This window comes from Tardiphaga sp. 813_E8_N1_3 (assembly GCF_051811025.1).
Classification (GTDB): domain Bacteria; phylum Pseudomonadota; class Alphaproteobacteria; order Rhizobiales; family Xanthobacteraceae; genus Tardiphaga.
Genome location: NZ_JBPWQE010000001.1, coordinates 5192403 through 5209738, shown reverse-complemented (window position 1 = coordinate 5209738; position 17336 = coordinate 5192403). Strand labels below are relative to the sequence as shown.

At 61.7% G+C, this 17336-nt stretch carries 22 protein-coding genes; 15 read left to right on the top strand and 7 right to left on the bottom strand.

Translation table 11 applies throughout. The annotated features are described in order from the left end of the window. The first annotated feature begins 44 nt into the window (after positions 1–44). The 11 genes from ctaD to AB8A33_RS24635 all read left to right on the top strand — a co-directional run bounded on the left by ctaD (position 45) and on the right by AB8A33_RS24635 (position 10021). Positions 45–1670 carry a cytochrome c oxidase subunit I gene (ctaD, locus tag AB8A33_RS24685; protein ID WP_068732612.1) on the top strand — a complete coding sequence of 542 codons (1626 nt, stop codon included), beginning with the start codon at positions 45–47 and terminating at the stop codon, positions 1668–1670. Between the two features lie 101 nt (positions 1671–1771). After that, positions 1772–2713 (top strand): heme o synthase, encoded by a 942-nt coding sequence (locus AB8A33_RS24680; protein WP_439096042.1) that lies wholly within the window; start codon positions 1772–1774, stop codon positions 2711–2713. Between the two features lie 16 nt (positions 2714–2729). After that, positions 2730–2903, top strand: a complete 174-nt coding sequence (locus AB8A33_RS24675; RefSeq protein WP_089266830.1) for a CoxF protein — start codon at positions 2730–2732, stop codon at positions 2901–2903. Positions 2904–2921: 18 nt separating this feature from the next. Beyond that, complete coding sequence (locus AB8A33_RS24670; protein ID WP_093761654.1) at positions 2922–3542, top strand: cytochrome c oxidase assembly protein; 621 nt, start codon at positions 2922–2924, stop codon at positions 3540–3542. A 101-nt stretch (positions 3543–3643) separates the two neighbouring features. Beyond that, positions 3644–4501, top strand: coding sequence for a cytochrome c oxidase subunit 3 (locus AB8A33_RS24665; protein ID WP_439095163.1), 858 nt, complete (start codon positions 3644–3646; stop codon positions 4499–4501). A gap of 80 nt (positions 4502–4581) precedes the next feature. After that, the gene (locus tag AB8A33_RS24660; RefSeq protein WP_439095161.1) at positions 4582–4977 is read left to right on the top strand and encodes a DUF983 domain-containing protein; all 396 of its coding nucleotides are present in this window, start codon (positions 4582–4584) and stop codon (positions 4975–4977) included. Next, positions 4974–5729, top strand: a complete 756-nt coding sequence (locus AB8A33_RS24655; protein ID WP_439095160.1) for an SURF1 family protein — start codon at positions 4974–4976, stop codon at positions 5727–5729. The genes AB8A33_RS24660 and AB8A33_RS24655 overlap by 4 nt, the downstream gene beginning before the upstream one ends. A gap of 127 nt (positions 5730–5856) precedes the next feature. Next, on the top strand, positions 5857–7272 hold the full coding sequence (gene thrC, locus AB8A33_RS24650; RefSeq protein ID WP_439095158.1) for a threonine synthase: 1416 nt from the start codon (positions 5857–5859) through the stop codon (positions 7270–7272). Beyond that, on the top strand, positions 7272–8561 hold the full coding sequence (locus AB8A33_RS24645) for a M16 family metallopeptidase (RefSeq protein ID WP_439095156.1): 1290 nt from the start codon (positions 7272–7274) through the stop codon (positions 8559–8561). The genes thrC and AB8A33_RS24645 overlap by 1 nt, the downstream gene beginning before the upstream one ends. A gap of 34 nt (positions 8562–8595) precedes the next feature. Further along, positions 8596–9183, top strand: a complete 588-nt coding sequence (locus AB8A33_RS24640) for a GNAT family N-acetyltransferase (protein ID WP_439095154.1) — start codon at positions 8596–8598, stop codon at positions 9181–9183. 154 nt (positions 9184–9337) lie between these two features. Beyond that, complete coding sequence (locus tag AB8A33_RS24635) at positions 9338–10021, top strand: hypothetical protein (protein ID WP_439095152.1); 684 nt, start codon at positions 9338–9340, stop codon at positions 10019–10021. A gap of 72 nt (positions 10022–10093) precedes the next feature. Here the strand turns inward: AB8A33_RS24635 and AB8A33_RS24630 are convergent, their stop codons facing one another. The 5 genes from AB8A33_RS24630 to AB8A33_RS24610 form a co-directional block, all read right to left on the bottom strand. Further along, positions 10094–10582 (bottom strand): F0F1 ATP synthase subunit B family protein, encoded by a 489-nt coding sequence (locus AB8A33_RS24630; protein WP_439095150.1) that lies wholly within the window; start codon positions 10580–10582, stop codon positions 10094–10096. A 4-nt stretch (positions 10583–10586) separates the two neighbouring features. Beyond that, a complete protein-coding gene (locus AB8A33_RS24625; protein WP_315840336.1) occupies positions 10587–11156 on the bottom strand; it encodes a F0F1 ATP synthase subunit B family protein in 570 nt (189 codons plus the stop codon). A gap of 62 nt (positions 11157–11218) precedes the next feature. After that, positions 11219–11446, bottom strand: a complete 228-nt coding sequence (locus AB8A33_RS24620; RefSeq protein WP_068732626.1) for a F0F1 ATP synthase subunit C — start codon at positions 11444–11446, stop codon at positions 11219–11221. Positions 11447–11518: 72 nt separating this feature from the next. Then, positions 11519–12268 (bottom strand): F0F1 ATP synthase subunit A, encoded by a 750-nt coding sequence (locus tag AB8A33_RS24615; protein ID WP_089266839.1) that lies wholly within the window; start codon positions 12266–12268, stop codon positions 11519–11521. 104 nt (positions 12269–12372) lie between these two features. Then, the gene (locus tag AB8A33_RS24610) at positions 12373–12750 is read right to left on the bottom strand and encodes an AtpZ/AtpI family protein (RefSeq protein ID WP_089266840.1); all 378 of its coding nucleotides are present in this window, start codon (positions 12748–12750) and stop codon (positions 12373–12375) included. A 275-nt stretch (positions 12751–13025) separates the two neighbouring features. Between AB8A33_RS24610 and AB8A33_RS24605 the strand changes: the two genes are divergently transcribed. From AB8A33_RS24605 to AB8A33_RS24595, 3 genes are all read left to right on the top strand, one after another. Beyond that, positions 13026–13649 carry a 2-hydroxychromene-2-carboxylate isomerase gene (locus tag AB8A33_RS24605; protein WP_439095148.1) on the top strand — a complete coding sequence of 208 codons (624 nt, stop codon included), beginning with the start codon at positions 13026–13028 and terminating at the stop codon, positions 13647–13649. A 98-nt stretch (positions 13650–13747) separates the two neighbouring features. Next, positions 13748–14242 carry a hypothetical protein gene (locus tag AB8A33_RS24600; RefSeq protein WP_439096040.1) on the top strand — a complete coding sequence of 165 codons (495 nt, stop codon included), beginning with the start codon at positions 13748–13750 and terminating at the stop codon, positions 14240–14242. A 160-nt stretch (positions 14243–14402) separates the two neighbouring features. Further along, positions 14403–14624, top strand: a complete 222-nt coding sequence (locus AB8A33_RS24595; RefSeq protein WP_089266842.1) for a DUF6894 family protein — start codon at positions 14403–14405, stop codon at positions 14622–14624. Between the two features lie 15 nt (positions 14625–14639). Here the strand turns inward: AB8A33_RS24595 and AB8A33_RS24590 are convergent, their stop codons facing one another. Next, positions 14640–14786 carry a hypothetical protein gene (locus AB8A33_RS24590; protein WP_439095146.1) on the bottom strand — a complete coding sequence of 49 codons (147 nt, stop codon included), beginning with the start codon at positions 14784–14786 and terminating at the stop codon, positions 14640–14642. A gap of 93 nt (positions 14787–14879) precedes the next feature. Between AB8A33_RS24590 and AB8A33_RS24585 the strand changes: the two genes are divergently transcribed. Further along, positions 14880–15350 carry a secondary thiamine-phosphate synthase enzyme YjbQ gene (locus tag AB8A33_RS24585; RefSeq protein WP_309940524.1) on the top strand — a complete coding sequence of 157 codons (471 nt, stop codon included), beginning with the start codon at positions 14880–14882 and terminating at the stop codon, positions 15348–15350. Positions 15351–15454: 104 nt separating this feature from the next. Here the strand turns inward: AB8A33_RS24585 and AB8A33_RS24580 are convergent, their stop codons facing one another. Beyond that, positions 15455–17107: an MFS transporter gene (locus AB8A33_RS24580; RefSeq protein ID WP_439096038.1), complete on the bottom strand. Its 1653-nt coding sequence runs from the start codon at positions 17105–17107 to the stop codon at positions 15455–15457. Between the last annotated feature and the right edge of the window lie 229 nt (positions 17108–17336).

The following is a 17336-nucleotide window of genomic DNA, read 5'->3' as shown; positions in this document are numbered from 1 at the left end:
CAAGGTCCAAAGACTGCCAGAAGAAGACAAAGCAGGATTTGAAAATGGCAACGACCGCGGCAACACCGGCTCACGATGATCACGCCCACGACGATCATGCGCATGCGCATCCGACGGGGTGGCGGCGCTACGTCTATTCGACGAACCATAAGGACATCGGCACGATGTACCTTATCTTCGCGATCGTGGCGGGCGTCATCGGCGGCATCATGTCGATCCTGATCCGCATCGAGCTGATGTATCCGGGCGTCCAGATCTTTCACGAGAGCCACACCTACAACGTCTTCGTCACCTCGCACGGCCTGATCATGATCTTCTTCATGGTGATGCCCGCGATGATCGGCGGTTTCGGCAACTGGATGGTGCCGCTGATGATCGGCGCACCGGACATGGCCTTCCCGCGCATGAACAACGTGTCGTTCTGGCTGCTGCCTGCCGCCTTTGCGCTGCTCATCATCTCCACCTTCGTGGAAGGCGAACCCGGCGCCAACGGCGTCGGTGCCGGCTGGACCATGTATGCGCCGCTCTCGACATCGGGCCATCCGGGTCCCGCCGTCGACTTCGCGATTCTGGCGCTGCATCTCGCCGGTGCGTCGTCGATCCTCGGTGCCATCAACTTCATCACCACCATCTTCAACATGCGCGCGCCGGGCATGACCCTGCACAAGATGCCGCTGTTTGTGTGGTCGATCCTGGTCACCGTTTTCCTGCTGCTGCTGTCGCTGCCGGTTCTGGCGGGCGCTATCACCATGCTGCTGACGGATCGTAACTTCGGCACCACGTTCTTTGCCGCAGACGGTGGTGGCGATCCGATCCTGTTCCAGCATCTGTTCTGGTTCTTCGGTCACCCCGAAGTGTACATCCTGATCCTGCCCGGCTTCGGCATGATCTCGCAGATCATCTCGACCTTCTCGAAGAAGCCGGTGTTCGGCTATCTCGGCATGGCCTATGCGATGGTCGCCATCGGCGGCATCGGCTTCGTCGTCTGGGCACACCACATGTATACGGTGGGCATGTCGTCGGCGACGCAGGCCTACTTCGTTGCCGCCACGATGGTCATCGCGGTACCAACCGGCGTGAAGATCTTCTCCTGGATCGCCACGATGTGGGGCGGTTCCATCGAGTTCAAGGCGCCGATGCTGTGGGCCGTGGGCTTCATCTTCCTGTTCACCCTCGGCGGCGTCACCGGCGTCGTGCTGGCCAATGCCGGCGTCGATCGCGTGCTGCAGGACACCTACTATGTGGTCGCGCACTTCCACTACGTGCTGTCGCTGGGCGCGGTGTTCGCCATCTTCGCCGGCTGGTATTACTGGTTCCCGAAGATGTTCGGCTACATGTATTCGGAAACCATCGCCAAGGCGCATTTCTGGGTCACCTTCATTGGCGTGAATCTGGTCTTCTTCCCGCAGCACTTCCTCGGTCTGTCGGGCATGCCGCGCCGCTATGTCGATTATCCGGATGCCTTCGCCGGCTGGAACCTGGTCTCGTCGATCGGCTCCTACATCTCCGGCTTTGCCGTGCTCATCTTCATCTACGGCGTGATCGAAGCCTTCGTCCGCAAGGAACAGGCTGCGAACAATCCGTGGGGTTCGGGTGCGACCACGCTGGAATGGACCCTGAGCTCGCCGCCGCCGTTCCATCAGTTCGAAGTGCTGCCGCGCGTTCAGTAAGTGGTTTTCGTGCGGCGCTCTTGGGTGCCGCACCGGGTTAATGCCTCCGCCGAACTCGCAAGGGTTTCGGCGGAGTGCTCGTAACAAAAGTGAGAATGATCTTGTCCGTCCTCGACCACCACACCATCGACCTGTCTGCCCCTCGCATCTCCGAAGCGGGTGTTGCCGACTACATCGCGCTGCTCAAGCCGCGGGTGATGTCGCTGGTCGTGTTCACGGCCATGGTCGGTTATTTCCTGGCGCCGGGCGATCATCACCCGGTACTGGCGATCACCTCGATCCTCTGTATCGCTGTCGGCGGCGGCGCCTCCGGCGCGCTGAACATGTGGTACGAAGCCGACATCGACGCGCTGATGTCGCGCACCGCCAACCGCCCGATTCCGCGCGGCCGCGTCACCCGGCCGGAAGCACTGACCTTCGGTCTGGTGCTGGCCTTCTTCTCGGTGATGACGCTCGGCATCCTCGTCAACTGGCTGGCCGGCGCGCTGCTCGCTTTCACGATCTTCTTCTATGTCGTGATCTACACCATCGCTCTGAAGCGCTGGACTGCGCAGAACATCGTCATCGGCGGTGCCGCCGGTGCGCTGCCGCCGGTCGTTGCCTGGGCTGCGGCGTCGGGAACGCTCTCGATGGAGCCGGTCCTGTTGTTCCTGATCATCTTCTTCTGGACCCCGCCGCATTTCTGGGCGCTAGCCCTGTTCCGCAATGACGACTACACCCGCGCCGGCGTGCCGATGCTGCCTGTGGTCGCCGGTCCCGATGCGACCCGGCTGCAGATACTGCTCTACACCGTCGTGCTGGTTGCGACTGCCGTGGCCCCGTGGCCGCTTGGCTATTTCTCGGCCATCTATGGCACTGCTTCGCTGATCCTCGGCGCCGGCATGATGTATCTCGCCGTCGAGGTCTATCGTCTGCGCGAAGGCACGCCTGCCAATCGTGCGACGCGCAAGCTGTTTGCTTTCTCGATCGTCTATCTGTTCGCGCTGTTTGCCATTCTGCTGCTTGAGGTGGTCGTGAAGGCCATCCTCCCGCTGGTCTGGTAGAGGGGCGCATGATCCGATGGACAATGAGCACAAGCCTGAACAGCCGGACGGCATCGTCCTCACCGAGGCCCAGAAGAAGAGCAGGCGCGAACGCTCGCTGGCCATCGCCTGGGCGCTCGGCATCCTCGTCGTGCTGTTCTTTGCCGTCACCATGGTCAAAGGGCCGGCCGTTCTCATCCGGCCCATGTAATGACAGAAGCTGAGTGACATGACCGATCAGCCGCAAAACATCAAAGCCTCGAAGCCGCGCCTCGGTCGCGATGCGACGGTGGCTGCGGCTTGCGGTCTGCTGGTGGCCTTCATGGTCGGCGCGTCCTACGCCGCCGTGCCGCTGTATAACTGGTTCTGCCGCGCCACTGGCTTCAACGGCACCACGATGGTGGCCAGCTCGGCGCCTGCGAGCGGCCCGATCGCGCGCAAAATCGCCGTGCGTTTTGATGCCAATGTGTCGGGCGGCCTGCCGTGGAAGTTCGTTCCCGAGCAGAGCGAGATCGAGGTCAAGATCGGCGAGGTCGTGACCGTATTCTATACGGTGACCAACCAGTCGGCCCGTACCACCTCCGCACAGGCTGCCTACAATGTGGCGCCGCTGACGGTGGGCGCGTATTTCCAGAAGATCAATTGCTTCTGCTTCACCGACCAGACCCTGGCGCCCGGTGAGAAGCGCGAAATGCCCGTCGTATTCTATGTCGATCCTGCGCTGGCCGCGGATAGCGAGAATGACGGACTGAAGTCGATCACACTGTCCTACACGTTCTACCCCCTGCGCGATCCGGCGCCGAAGCCGCTGGCGGCGACGGAGACTGACAAGCGCAAGGGAAACCTCTGAGATACGGGGAACCTCCAGGAGAAATCCTGGAGCGTTCCGAGTTATAAAATTGAGAGAACTCGCACCGGCTTCAACCGGCGCAGCTGACGGAGAGAACCGCAATGGCTACGGCGCAAGCAAAGCACCACGACTATCACCTCGTCGATCCCTCGCCGTGGCCGGCGGTAGGCTCGCTGTTCGCCTTCATCATGGCGGTCGGCGCGGTCAGCTGGATGCACCACATGTATGCCGCGGCGCCCATCGTGTTCGGCGTCGGCACCATCGGCGTGCTCTACGTATTCGCAAGCTGGTGGACCGACGTGGTTCGCGAAGCCCAGTACAAGGGCGACCACACCCGCGTGGTGCAGATCAGCCACCGTTACGGCATGATCCTGTTCATCGCCTCGGAAGTGATGTTCTTCGTCGCCTGGTTCTGGGCCTACTTCAATTCATCCCTGTTCCCCGGCGATCCCGTCCACGCCACCCGCGAGGCGCTGTTTGGTGGCGTCTGGCCACCGAAAGGCATTCAGACCTTCGATCCCTGGCACCTGCCGCTGCTCAATACGTTGATCCTGCTGACCTCGGGCACCACAGTGACCTGGGCGCATCACGCCCTGCTGGAAGGCGACCGCAAGGCTGTGAAGCATGCGCTGATCCTCACCGTGCTGCTCGGCGCTGCCTTCTCCTGCGTGCAGGCGTTCGAATACGCCCACGCTGCTTTCGGTTTCAAGGGCAACATCTACGGTGCGACTTTCTTCATGGCGACCGGCTTCCACGGTTTCCACGTGCTGGTCGGCACCATCTTCCTCTTGGTCTGCCTGTTCCGCGTCTATGCCGGTCACTTCACGCCGAAACAGCACCTCGGCTTCGAATTCGCCGCCTGGTACTGGCACTTCGTGGACGTGGTCTGGCTGTTCCTGTTCATCACGATCTATGTCTGGGGCTACGGCGGCCCTATCGTCGGCGCAGCCGCGCACTGACCGCATTCAGGTGCTACAAGAGGGCGGCCGCAGGGCCGCCCTTTTTGTTTGGCGCTTGCGCCGTGAAAGAATTCGATTCGATGCCCGATCAAGCCGCTGTTCCCGTCAGTCTTGGCCAGACCGTCATTCGCGGCCTCACCTGCAAATGCCCGCGCTGCGGTGAGGGCAGGCTCTATGCGGGCTTCATCAATCTGGCGCCGCGCTGCGAGCGTTGCGAACTGGACTATGCTTTCATCGATACCGGCGATGGTCCGGCGATCTTCATCATCATGCTCGCCGGTGCCATCGTGGTCGGTTGCGCGCTGGTGGTGGAGGTCAAGTACCAGCCACCGTTCTGGCTGCACGCCGCGCTGTGGCTGCCGCTGATTCTCGCGACCACGCTGCTGCCGTTGCGCTCAATGAAGTCGCTGCTGATCGCCCTGCAATTCCACCACAAGGCCTCTGAAGGCCAGTTGATCGATCGCACGCCGAAATGAACACTGTTGCAGCGCGCCGGCGCAGTATCACCGGTCTCGGTATCGTCACGCTCATCATCGTCGGTGTGCTCCTCAGCCTCGGCTTCTGGCAGTTGCAGCGCCGTACCGAGAAACATGCGTTGATCGCCGCGCTCACGGAACGCCTTGCAGGCGCGCCCGGTGCATTGCCTGCGCCAGGGACATGGAGCGCACTTAGCCCGGCGAAGGATGAATTCCGTCGCGTCAGCTTCTCGGCGACCTACAAACCCGTGCCGGACGGCATGGTCTACAGCTCCGGCTCCGGCGTGCGGCCGGATGTACCGGGTCCGGTGACCTGGGCCTTCCTGCCGGCGCAACTGACATCCGGCGAGACCGTCGTGATCAATGCCGGCTTCGTGCAAAACACGATGCAGGATCGCGCGCAGCAGGACCGCGCCGTGCAGAAGCTCGTCACCGGCGCCCCCGTGACCCTGACCGGCTATCTGCGTTTCCCCGAAACCGCGGGCACGCTGACGCCCCATGACGACGTCAACAAGCGTCTCTGGTTCAACCGCGACCAGCGCGCCATGGCGCAGGCGCTCGGCTGGGGCGCCGTGGCCCCGTTCTATGTCGATCTGGAAAGCCCCGTGCCGGCCAATGCCATTCCAAAGCCCGGCCCGCTCGAAATCCGCCTCAAGGACGACCACATGCAATATGCGATCACATGGTTTGGCCTCGCGGCGGCCGTGGTGATTGCCTTCGGGGTCTGGATCCGGGGGCAGCGTCGGGGCTGAACCCCGGCCAAAGTCGGTTTCCTCGCCCGGCGAAACCCATTATGGTGCCCTCTGATTTCACGCGGCGTGAAGTTTTAACCCCATTATTATCAAAGGCTTGGCGGTTTCCGCGCCTTTGGAGGACGCCTTGACGACCTATATCTCGACGCGGGGAGAGGCCCCGAAACTCGGCTTTTGCGATGTCATGCTGACCGGGCTTGCCCGCGACGGCGGTCTCTACATTCCCGAGGTCTGGCCCCAGTTGTCAGCCGAGACCATCGCGTCGCTGTTCGGCCGGCCCTATTGGGAAGTCGCCGTCGAGGTGCTTCGGCCGTTCGTGGCCGGCGAGATTTCCGACGAGGATCTCGGGCGCATGGCCAATGAGGCCTATGCCACTTTCCGCCATCCCGCTGTGGTGCCGCTCGATCAGACCGCGTCGAACCAGTTCGTGCTCGAGCTGTTTCACGGCCCGACGCTGGCGTTCAAGGACGTCGCCATGCAGCTCATCGCGCGGCTGATGGATCATGTCCTCGCCAAGCGCAATCAGCGCACCACGATCGTGGTCGCGACCTCCGGCGACACCGGCGGTGCCGCCGTCGATGCCTTCGCCGGCCGCGACAATGTCGATCTCGTCGTACTGTTCCCGAACGGCCGTATTTCCGACGTGCAGCGTCGCATGATGACCACGACCGGCGCGTCGAACGTCCATGCGCTCGCCGTCGAGGGCCATTTCGACGATTGCCAGGCGATCGTGAAGGGCCTGTTCAATCATCACAAGTTTCGTGACGCCGTGTCGCTGTCGGGTGTGAACTCGATCAACTGGGCGCGTATCGTTGCGCAGGTGGTTTACTACTTCACCTCGGCCGTCGCCGTCGGCGCGCCTGCACGCAGCGTTGATTTCACGGTACCTACCGGCAATTTTGGCGACATCTTTGCGGGCTATGTGGCCAAGCGCATGGGTCTGCCGGTGCGCAAGCTGCGCGTCGCCGCCAACGTCAACGACATCCTCGATCGCACGCTCAAGACCGGCATCTACGAGGTGCGTGAGGTTCACGCCTCGTCGTCCCCCTCGATGGACATTCAGGTGTCGTCGAATTTCGAGCGTCTGCTGTTTGAAGCCTCCGGTCGCGATGCTGCGCTGGTGCGCGGGTTGATGGATTCGCTGAAGCAGTCCGGTCGTTTCGTGCTGCCCGAGAAAGTGCTGACCGCGATCCGCGCCGATTTCGAATCCGGCCGCGCCGACGAGGACGAGACCTCGGCCGCCATTCGCGCTGCATGGCGCGAAACCGGCGATCTGATCGATCCGCATACCGCCGTGGCATTGGCCGTCGCCGATCGCGACACCACCGAGATGCATGTGCCGAACGTCGTGTTGTCGACGGCGCATGCGGCGAAATTCCCCGATGCGGTCGAAGCCGCCTGCGGGGTGCGGCCGGCATTGCCGGTCTATCTGGAAGGGCTGATGACCAGACCTGAGCATATTAAGGTCATGAAGAATGACCAAAGCGATATTGAGCAGTTCGTGCTGTCGATCAGCCGTGCTGCGAAGCAAGGAGTTTCCTGATGACCGTCGAAGTTACCAAACTGCCTTCGGGCCTGACGGTCATCACCGATACCATGCCGCATCTGGAAACCGCCGCGCTTGGCGTCTGGACCGGCGTCGGCGGCCGCGATGAGAAGTCCGACGAGCACGGCATCTCGCATCTGCTCGAACATATGGCCTTCAAGGGCACCAAGAAACGCTCGTCGCGCGAGATCGTCGAGGAGATCGAGGCGGTCGGCGGCGATCTCAATGCCGCGACCTCGACCGAAACCACGGCCTATTACGCTCGCGTGATGAAGGCCGATGTGCCGCTGGCGCTCGATGTGCTCTCGGACATTCTCGCCAACCCCACTTTCGTGCCGGACGAGCTGGAGCGCGAGAAGAGCGTGATCGTGCAGGAGATCGGTGCGGCACAGGACACGCCGGACGATGTCGTGTTCGAACATCTCAACGAGCTCTGCTATCCTGACCAGCCGATGGGCCGTTCGCTTCTGGGCACCGCCAAGACGCTGAAGGGCTTCGATCGCGATAAGCTGCAGAACTATCTGTCCACGCATTATCGCGGGCCGGACATGGTGGTGGCCGCGGCCGGCGCTGTGAATCATCGCCAGGTCGTGCATGAGGCGTCCGATCGCTTTTCCAGCTTCGAGGGCACCGCAGCCCCGAAGCCGCAGCCGGCGATGTTCGGCAAGGGCGGCTCGCGCGTGGTCAATCGCGATCTAGAGCAGGCGCATCTGACACTGGCGCTGGAAGGTCTGCCACAGTCGGATCTGTCGCTGTTCAGCCTGCAGGTCTTCACCAATATCCTCGGCGGCGGCATGTCCTCGCGGCTGTTCCAGGAAGTGCGCGAGAAGCGCGGCCTGTGCTATTCGATCTACACCTTTCATGCGCCCTATACCGACACCGGCTTCTTCGGTCTCTATACCGGCACTGATCCCGCCGATGCGCCGGAGATGATGGAAGTCATCGTCGACGTCATCAACGAGTCGGTCGAGACATTGACCGAAGCCGAAATCGCCCGCGCCAAGGCGCAGATGAAGGCCGGTTTGCTCATGGCGCTGGAGAGCTGCAGCTCGCGCGCCGAGCAATTGGCGCGGCACATGCTGGCCTATGGCCGTCCACTCACCGTGGAAGAGCTCGTCCAGCGCATCGATGATGTCAGCGTGGAATCGACCCGCAATGTCGCCCGTGGCCTGCTGACGCGCAGCCGCCCGGCCGTGGCGGCGCTCGGCAGCGGCCGGGGGCTGGACACGGCGGTGGCTTTTGCGGAAGGATTGACCCGCGCCAAGGACAAGAGCCTGCTCCACTAGGCAGGTGAGGTCCGAGGCATCAGGGAGCGAGCCTATGGCCCTGTTTCGTTTGCCATCGAGCATGCCGGCGGCGCTGGCGCCGCGCGGCTACGGTGTTGCATTGCGTGCGCCCGTGATGAGCGATTTTCCGCAATGGGCCGATCTGCGTGAAGAGAGCCGCGGCTATCTCACGCCGTGGGAGCCGATCTGGCCGTCAGACGACCTGACGCGCTCCGGCTTTCGCCGCCGGCTGCGCCGTTATGCCGACGATGCTGCGGCCGATCGCGCCTATCCGTTTCTGGTGTTTCGCGAGTCCGACGGCACGCTGCTGGGCGGCGTGACGCTGGCCAATGTGCGCCGGGGCATCGTCCAGGCCGGCACCATCGGCTACTGGGTTGGCCAGCCCTATACCGGGCAGGGTGTCATGACGGCGGCGCTGCGGGTGCTGTTGCCAACATTGTTCGGCGAGTTGAACCTGCACCGCATCGAAGCGGCCTGCATTCCCACCAACATGCCGTCGGTGCGGGTGCTGGAGAAATGCGGCTTCGCACGCGAGGGACTGGCGCGGCGTTATCTCTGCATCAATGGCATCTGGCAGGATCACCTGCTTTACGGCATGCTGCATGAGGACTTCCGCGGGTAACCGTGCTGCAACGCGATGTCCGGATGTGGCGCAATGGCGCGCATCTGTCCTCTCTCAAGCGCCTTGGGTTCGCCGCCATTGCGCTGTTATAAGGCCCTGCGCACGCCTTGGGCGTGGCTGCGCAAACGACTGAATTTCCGGGGATATCTTCATAATGCGCAACATTCGTTCGATGCCGATCAGCGGCCGCACCGGCGCGCTCCGCAGCATGCTGGTGATCACTGCAGCAAGCTTGACTCTGGCCGGTTGTGGCGGCGGCAGCATGTTTGGTGGCGGCTCGCCGAGCAGCGGTGGTGGTAGTCCGTCGATGACCGATCGCTTCACCCAATTGTTCTCGGGCAAGTCCACCGAGGTCGGCGCGCCGCAGTCGCCGCAGACCGATGAGAACGACCTGACCTGCCCGAGCGTCAGCATCCGGCCGGGCGCCTCGACCTATGCGGTTGGCGCTGCGGGCAAGCCGGCGGTCGGCAACGATCTGGCTTTCCAGGCCACCATCACCCGGACGGCGCGCTCCTGCGATCTCAATGCCGGTCAGATCTCGGTCAAGCTCGGCATCCAGGGCCGCGTCATCGTCGGGCCGGCCGGTGCGCCTGCGGCAGTTGATGTGCCGCTGCGTGTCGCCGTGGTGCAGGAAGGCGTGACGCCGAAGACCATTGCCACCAAGGTATTCCAGACCACAGTGCAGATCGGCAGCGAGACCAGCGTGCCGTTCAGCCTGGTCGGCGAGGATCTCGTCTATCCGGTGCCGACGGGCACTGCAGGCGATTCCTACATCTTCTATATCGGCTTCGATCCGCAGGCCCTGAAATCGCAGGCGCCCGCACGCAAGCGGCGCTAAGGGGGTATCCGAGCCAACAAAAAAGCCGGCGCGATCATCTCGCGCCGGCTTTTTTAGTTTGAAGTGTTTCGCTTAGTTCAGCTTGGAGCGAACCTCGCCGATACCCTTGGCGATCAGGTCGTCGGCCACCGAGCCCTTTACGGACTGCGACAGCACCGAGGCTGCGGCATTCACTGCGGCTTCGGCTGCGGCTGCGCGAACGTCTGCGATAGCCTGGGCTTCCGCCATTGCGATCTTGCCCTCTGCGCTCTTGGTGCGGCGGGCGACAAAATCTTCCATCTTGGCCTTGGCTTCGGCGGCAATGCGCTCGGCCTCTTCCTTGGCGGAAGTGATGATGTCCTGCGCTTCGCGCTCGGCCGCTGCATGACGCTTCTTGTAGTCGACGAGCAGCGCAGCAGCTTCATCACGCAGGCGACGGGCGTCGTCGAGTTCCTGCTTGATGCGGACGCTGCGGTGATCGAGCGCCGTCAGGATGGTGCGGTGAATACCGAACCAGCCGAACACCGCCATCAGAAGGACAAAAGCGACGGCGACCCAGAATTCAGCTTGAAGTCCGAACATCCGTTTATCCTTTCAGCGACGCGTCGAGCGCGGCGTTGACGGCACCTGCATCCGGGCTGATGCCCGTCAGGCGTTCGACGATCGCCGAGGCCGTGTCCGCAGCAATGCTGCGCACATTGCCCATCGCCGTTGCGCGGGTGGTGGCAATGGTCTGCTCCGCTGCAGCAAGCTTGCTGGCAAGGCTCTCTTCGAGCTTCGCCTTGGCCTGCTCCTGTTCTGCATTGAGCTTCTCACGAACCTCGGTCGCCATCGCATGCGCCTTGGCGCGGGCATTGGCGAGTTCGGTTTCGTAAGCCTTCAACGCAGCGTCGGAATCGCCCTTGAGCTTGGCGGCTTCGTTCAGGTCCGTATCGAGAACCTGCTGACGGGCCGCAAGCACGCCGCCGACGCGGGGCAGCGCCAGACGCGACACGATCAGATAGAGCAAGCCGAACGCGATCGCGAACGACACCAGCTGTGAAGCGAAGGTGTTGCTCTCGAACGGCGGAAACGACGCCTTGTGACCACCGTCTGCCGCAGTGTGTGCGGCAGTCCCGTGATCGGCGCCCTTGGATTTGCCCTGACCTTCAGCCACAGCAGTCTCCTTATCGATCGGAAGCGCTCCAGGACGGAGCGGCAACCGGATCCGTTTTCAGCTTAGACGGCGAACAGCAGCAGCAGCGCGATCAGCAGCGAGAAGATGCCGAGCGCTTCGGTCACGGCGAAGCCGAAGATCAGGTTAGCGAACTGGCCCTGGGAAGCCGACGGATTGCGGAGCGCACCGTTGAGGAACTGGCTGAAGATCATGCCGACGCCGATGCCAGCGCCACCCATGCCGAGACAAGCAATGCCGGCGCCGATGTACTTCGCTGCGATGGGATCCATAGTAAAACTCCTTCTTGGGATAGGGATTAAGACAGTTGAGGGGTGGAATTCCGCCAAGACACTAAAACGCAGTTAGTGGCCCGGATGAAGTGCGTCGTTGAGATAGATGCAGGTCAGGATCGTGAACACATAGGCCTGCAGGAAGGCGACCAGCAGTTCCAGCGCGGTCAGCGCCGTGGTCATAGCCAGCGGCAGCACCGAACCGAAAATGCCGAGTGCGCCGAGTGCGCTGAGCGAGGTCACGAAGCCGGCAAAAACCTTCAGCGTGATGTGGCCGGCCAGCATGTTGGCGAACAGACGAACCGAATGCGACACCGGGCGGGACAGGAACGAGATCACCTCGATCACCGTGACCAGCGGCAGGATGTAAATCGGAATACCGTGCGGCACGAACAGCTTGAAGAAGCCGAGACCGTTTTTGTAGAGGCCGTAGAGCAGCACGGTCAGGAACACCATCAATGCCAGTGCGACGGCGACGATCAGATGGCTGGTGACGGTGAAGGTATAGGGGATGATGCCGATTAGATTCGCCGTCAGGATGAACATGAACAGCGAGAACACGAACGGGAAGAACTTCATCCCTTCTTCGCCGATGCTACTGCGCACCGTATTCGAGACGAATTCGAAGGACAGCTCGGCGACCGACTGGAAACGGCTCGGGATCAGCGCGCGCCCGGCGCTTCCGCCGATCATCAGCAGCGACACGACGGCGACGGCGCCGAACATATAGGCCGATGAGTTGGTGAAGGCGATTTCCTGATTGCCGATATGGCCCAGGGTGAAGATCTTGTGGATCTCAAATTGATGGATCGGATCGGCCATCCACGTCGGTCTTTCAATTCGGCCGGAACGTCCGGCGTTTCCTTGCCGGACAGCCGGCACTCAAATGCTGCGCCAACGACGCAGAGGTCTTGGGCGCGAATTTCTTATTCCGCTTTTTTTCCGACACCAGCCGAGCGCATCACGTTCATTACCCCGGCGACGAAGCCGAGCAGCATGAGAACGATCAGCCCCCACGGCGATGTCGACAGTAAACGATCGAAGCCCCAGCCCAGAATCGTTCCGACGACGACGCCCGCGACCAGTTCCGAAGAAAGACGGAGACCCACCGCCATGGCTGATGCCCTGGACTGTGCGTTTCCGCTTCCAGTTTCGGATTGGTCAGTCTGAAGTTTGCGCTCATCCTGAAGTTTGGACAGACGCTGATTCAAACTTCCGAGCCTTGCGGAAAGCGCAGCCTCATCGGGCGACGATTTGCCATCGTTTCTGCGTTCACTGTCATCGTCCCGTGTGCCGTTAGTCATGCTTGCGACACTCGAAATAACGCTGCAAATGCTGGAAATAACGCCCCGTCACCCTTCAAAGCCGGGCGGACCATACTTAGCGCATCTTGCCAAGTCAAGATTCGCTGATCGCCTGTTAGTGCTTTGATTCATTTGATTTTATTGGCGAAATTCGAATCCCGCTGCGCGGGATCGCCGCAGCGCAAGAATGACTTTCGAGGTGATCTATCTTGCACGGCGCAGGGCGCTCTGTTGGAGTACCGCAGAGTTTAAAAACGCCCCTGCCGGAGCCCGGAATGTCTCAAGAGATCGACTACTATTTTTCGCTGCCATCGCCCTGGGCCTATATCGGCCACACGCTCTTTCGCGATCTCGTAAGTACTTATGATCTCAAGGTGAATCATAAACCGGTATTTCTCGGTGAGCTGTTTTCGGAAACCGGCGGCCTGCCGCTCGGCAAGCGTCATCCGGTGCGGCAGCGCTACCGGATGCTTGAATTGCAGCGTTGGCGCGACAAGCGCGGTCTGGATTTCCATCTGCAGCCGAAGAACTGGCCATTCGATGGCCGGCTCGCCGATGGTCTGGTGATCGCGGCGCTCGAGGCCGGACTCGATCCGGACCCGTTCCTGCGCCGCGCATTTCCTGCGGTCTGGGAAGGTCAGCTCAATCTCGGCGATACGGCCGTGCTGACCAGGCTGGCGGATGATTCGGGGCTGCCGGGCGCGAAACTGGTAGAGCGCGCGGCGTCGAGCGATGTGGCTGCGAAATACGAACAGAACCGTCAGGAGGCGATTGCGGCTGACGTGTTCGGCTCGCCGGCCTATGTGCTCAACGGTGAAGTATTTTGGGGGCAGGACCGGCTCGAATTGCTGGCTGACGCGTTGAAAGCAAAGCGGGCGCCTTTCAAATCTCAAATCTGAGCACATCTGAGAGCAAAGGCGGCTATCGCCCCGAACTCGCAACGCGGAGCATCTCCATGAAGAATGCTGTGGTGCGTTTGGCCTTCCCCGAGCAGCCCATGCGGTACGCCGCGCGGGTTGGCGCGGTTCTGATGGCCGGAATTGTCAGTGCGTCTGCGCAGGCCCTCCCGGACATCGAAAATGGCCGTTATTCGCTGTCGCCGATCACTGAAGGCGTCATTCGCCTGGATACCCGCACCGGCACGGTTTCGACATGCACGGATAAGGGATCCGGCTGGGCCTGCTATATTTTGCCGGATGAACGTGCCGCGCTCGATACCGAGATAGGACGACTGCAGAAGGACAACGACAAGCTGAAGGCGGAGCTTGCCCAGCGCGGTCCAGCCGTCGCCGGCAAGACCGATGAAGCGCTCCCGAAGCAGGACTCGCTGAAGCCCGGGAAGTCGGGGAGTGCGGATGGCGAGAGGAAGATCGAGATTCCGCTGCCGAGCGAACGCGACGTCGATCGGGTCATGGCCTTTGTCGAAAACGCGTGGCGTCGCCTTGTCGATATGGCCAGCCGCATCCAGCGCGATTCCAGCGGGAAAATCTGAGCGCTGCCAGTTGCGCTACGGATAGCAGTGCTCACATCGTTGATTGATATGATGCGCGGGCCTTTTGCCGCGATATCGAGAATAGTTCAGCACAAGCAGACAGGAGCCAAATCGTACATTTTTCGCTTCAAGGTTTTCGACCCAAGGGAGGAGTACTTTGATGCCGAGATTTTATTTCGATCTGGTCGATGGGACGACCGTGCCCGACGCTTCCGGGCAGATTTTGCGCAATGAATTGCTGGCCGCTGAGGTCGCCGACAAGCTCGCAGGCGATATTTACAAGATCAGGCCCGAGCTCCGCGGCAAGCACTTCGCCATTTCCGTCCGCAACGAGGAGGGCGAGGAAATTCACCGCGCAGACGTGGTTAGCTCCGACGATTAACGCAGTGCGCAGTTCTTATTTGCGGTCGAGCCCGATATTCTCGCCGTCGCCATGGATGGTGTCGCGATCGGCTTGATCGGTCTTGTCTGCGTCCTCCTGTGCGCGCTGTTCGTCCTTGCGCGGCCTCGGCCCCGGAATCTCCCTTGATGTTTTAGGCTTCATGGCGTTTTCCCTTGTCGATCTTGATTGAAGGGGGAACGCCATCTCGGCGTTTTGGTTCATCAGCCAAGGTGGAATTGGCCAAGAGGGGACTTCATGACATCTGCCAGATCCGTTACGCGCAGCGCGCCGTCTTCAGTTCGTGTCGAGACCGTGATGTCGTCGCTGCTGACTGTGCAGACATCCGGTGCCGGCTTCATCGATATCACCCGCGAGGTCGGCAAATTTCTGAGCGAGATCGGCGCCCGTGAAGGTGCGTTGACGCTGTTCATCCGCCATACCTCAGCGTCGCTCACCATCCAGGAAAACGCCGATCCTTCCGTGCTGGTCGATCTAATGACAACGCTCGATCGTCTTGCGCCTCAGGATTTTAACTGGACGCACGACACGGAGGGTCCCGACGACATGCCGGCGCATGTTCGGACCATGCTGACCGCAACCTCGCTGCACATCCCCGTTCTGTCAGGCAAGCTCGCGCTTGGAACCTGGCAGGGGATTTATCTGATCGAACACCGCGCCCGCCCGCATCGGCGCGAGGTGGTGCTGCAGTTCGTCGGCGCAACCTGACGCTCGCAGATCTGCTGCAACAAAAAAAAAAGGGCCGCGGATTGCTCCGCGGCCGGTTTGTTGTCGTCGAGTCCGCCGGCAGCCTTGCTGCCGGCTTGGCGAGATTAGTTCGCGCTGATATCGACGTCCTTGGTCTCCGGCAGGAAGAAGAAGCCGATGACCACGGTAATTGCCGCGAAGATGATCGGGTACCACAAGCCGGCATAGATATCGCCGGTCGAGGCCACGATGGCGAAGGCGGTCGCCGGGAGAAGTCCGCCGAACCAGCCGTTGCCGATGTGGTAGGGCAGCGACATCGAGGTGTAGCGGATCTTGGTCGGGAACAGTTCGACCAGCATTGCCGCGATCGGCCCGTAGACCATGGTCACGAACAGCACCAGGACGAACAGTAGTCCGATCACCGCCGCGACCTGCGGACGGAAGATATCGAACGGATGCGCCATCTTCACGATCTGCGCGTCGCCAGCCTTCGGATAGCCCGCCGCCTGAACCGCTGCGAGAACCTGTGGGTTCGACGCTGCGGCCGCGGTGTAGGGCACATCCTTGCCGTTGACGACAACCTTCACGCCCGAGCCTGCCGAACCGTAGGCGGTCGAGTATTTGACCGACGACTGGGCGAGATAGGCGCGCGCCGTATCGCAAGGCGTGGTGAACACGCGGGTGCCGACCGGGTTGAACAGGTCGCCGCACAGCGCGGGATCTGAAACAACTTCCACCTTCACGGTTTCGATCGCCTTTTCCAGCGTCGGGTTGGCGTTGGTGGTGATCATCCGGAAGATCGGGAAGAAGGTCAGCGCTGCGATCAGGCAGCCTGCCAGAATGATCGGCTTGCGGCCGATCTTGTCGGACAGGGCGCCCCAGAACACGAAGAAGCCGGTGCCGAGCAGCAGCGACCACGCGATCAGGAGATTCGCGGTGTAACCGTCGACCTTGAGGATCGATTGCATGAAGAACAGCGCGTAGAACTGGCCGGTGTACCAGACCACGCCCTGGCCCATCACGCCGCCGAACAGTGCGATCAGCACGATCTTGGCGTTGCTCCAGTTGCCGAAGGCTTCGGTGAGCGGAGCCTTGGAGCCCTTGCCCTCGTCCTTCATCTTCTGGAACACGGGCGATTCATTCAGGCGCAGACGGATCCAGACCGAGATGCCGAGCAGAACCACCGAGACCAGGAACGGAATGCGCCAGCCCCAGGCGGCGAATTCAGGCTCACCCAGCGCCGACCGCGTGAACAGGATCACGAGCAGCGACAGGAAGAGGCCGAGCGTGGCCGTGGTCTGAATGAACGACGTGTAGTAGCCACGCTTGCCGGCCGGCGAGTGTTCCGCCACATAAGTTGCCGCGCCGCCATATTCGCCGCCGAGCGCAAGGCCCTGCAGCAGACGCAGGCCGATCAGGATGATCGGAGCCGCGATGCCGATGGTCGCTGCGTTAGGCAGGATGCCGACGATGAAGGTCGACAGGCCCATGATGAGGATGGTGACGAGGAACGTATACTTGCGGCCGACGATGTCGCCGACGCGTCCGAACACGATGGCGCCAAACGGACGAACGATGAAGCCCGCGGCGAAGGCCAGCAGCGCGAAGATGTCGCGCGTGGCCTGATTGAACATCGGCAGCTTGGTGGCGGGATCGATCACGCCGAAGAACTGCGCGCCGATGATGCCGGCAAGCGAGCCGAACAGGTAGAAGTCATACCATTCGAAAACAGTGCCGAGCGATGACGCGAAGATGACGAAGCGTTCGTCCTTCGTCATCCCCTGGGCTTTCGCCGATGTTGCTGCGATGGTGGACATGTTTGAATCGCTCCCCAAATCCGTTGCAAAATTTATCGTGGCTTCTCGCTCGCTGCGCCGAACTTCTGTCGGCTCATTGCAGAGAACTTCGATGCAAAAGGTAGCATTGCGGGGAAATGCGACCCAATACGACTTTAGGCCGTGCGCAAGGGGCTGCGCGCAGACGTCGCAGTGGCGAAAACATCCTTTC

Bases quoted from the DNA above. Each gene is read 5' to 3' on its own strand.
- ctaD (WP_068732612.1), top strand. From the start codon at position 45: ATGGCAACGACCGCGGCAACACCGGCTCACGATGATCACGCCCACGAC.
- AB8A33_RS24675 (WP_089266830.1), top strand. From the start codon at position 2,730: ATGGACAATGAGCACAAGCCTGAACAGCCGGACGGCATCGTCCTCACC.
- AB8A33_RS24670 (WP_093761654.1), top strand. From the start codon at position 2,922: ATGACCGATCAGCCGCAAAACATCAAAGCCTCGAAGCCGCGCCTCGGT.
- AB8A33_RS24665 (WP_439095163.1), top strand. From the start codon at position 3,644: ATGGCTACGGCGCAAGCAAAGCACCACGACTATCACCTCGTCGATCCC.
- AB8A33_RS24660 (WP_439095161.1), top strand. From the start codon at position 4,582: ATGCCCGATCAAGCCGCTGTTCCCGTCAGTCTTGGCCAGACCGTCATT.
- AB8A33_RS24655 (WP_439095160.1), top strand. From the start codon at position 4,974: ATGAACACTGTTGCAGCGCGCCGGCGCAGTATCACCGGTCTCGGTATC.
- AB8A33_RS24645 (WP_439095156.1), top strand. From the start codon at position 7,272: ATGACCGTCGAAGTTACCAAACTGCCTTCGGGCCTGACGGTCATCACC.
- AB8A33_RS24640 (WP_439095154.1), top strand. From the start codon at position 8,596: ATGGCCCTGTTTCGTTTGCCATCGAGCATGCCGGCGGCGCTGGCGCCG.
- AB8A33_RS24635 (WP_439095152.1), top strand. From the start codon at position 9,338: ATGCGCAACATTCGTTCGATGCCGATCAGCGGCCGCACCGGCGCGCTC.
- AB8A33_RS24630 (WP_439095150.1), bottom strand. From the start codon at position 10,582: ATGTTCGGACTTCAAGCTGAATTCTGGGTCGCCGTCGCTTTTGTCCTT.
- AB8A33_RS24620 (WP_068732626.1), bottom strand. From the start codon at position 11,446: ATGGATCCCATCGCAGCGAAGTACATCGGCGCCGGCATTGCTTGTCTC.
- AB8A33_RS24615 (WP_089266839.1), bottom strand. From the start codon at position 12,268: ATGGCCGATCCGATCCATCAATTTGAGATCCACAAGATCTTCACCCTG.
- AB8A33_RS24610 (WP_089266840.1), bottom strand. From the start codon at position 12,750: ATGACTAACGGCACACGGGACGATGACAGTGAACGCAGAAACGATGGC.
- AB8A33_RS24605 (WP_439095148.1), top strand. From the start codon at position 13,026: ATGTCTCAAGAGATCGACTACTATTTTTCGCTGCCATCGCCCTGGGCC.
- AB8A33_RS24600 (WP_439096040.1), top strand. From the start codon at position 13,748: ATGCGGTACGCCGCGCGGGTTGGCGCGGTTCTGATGGCCGGAATTGTC.
- AB8A33_RS24595 (WP_089266842.1), top strand. From the start codon at position 14,403: ATGCCGAGATTTTATTTCGATCTGGTCGATGGGACGACCGTGCCCGAC.
- AB8A33_RS24590 (WP_439095146.1), bottom strand. From the start codon at position 14,786: ATGAAGCCTAAAACATCAAGGGAGATTCCGGGGCCGAGGCCGCGCAAG.
- AB8A33_RS24585 (WP_309940524.1), top strand. From the start codon at position 14,880: ATGACATCTGCCAGATCCGTTACGCGCAGCGCGCCGTCTTCAGTTCGT.
- AB8A33_RS24580 (WP_439096038.1), bottom strand. From the start codon at position 17,107: ATGACGAAGGACGAACGCTTCGTCATCTTCGCGTCATCGCTCGGCACT.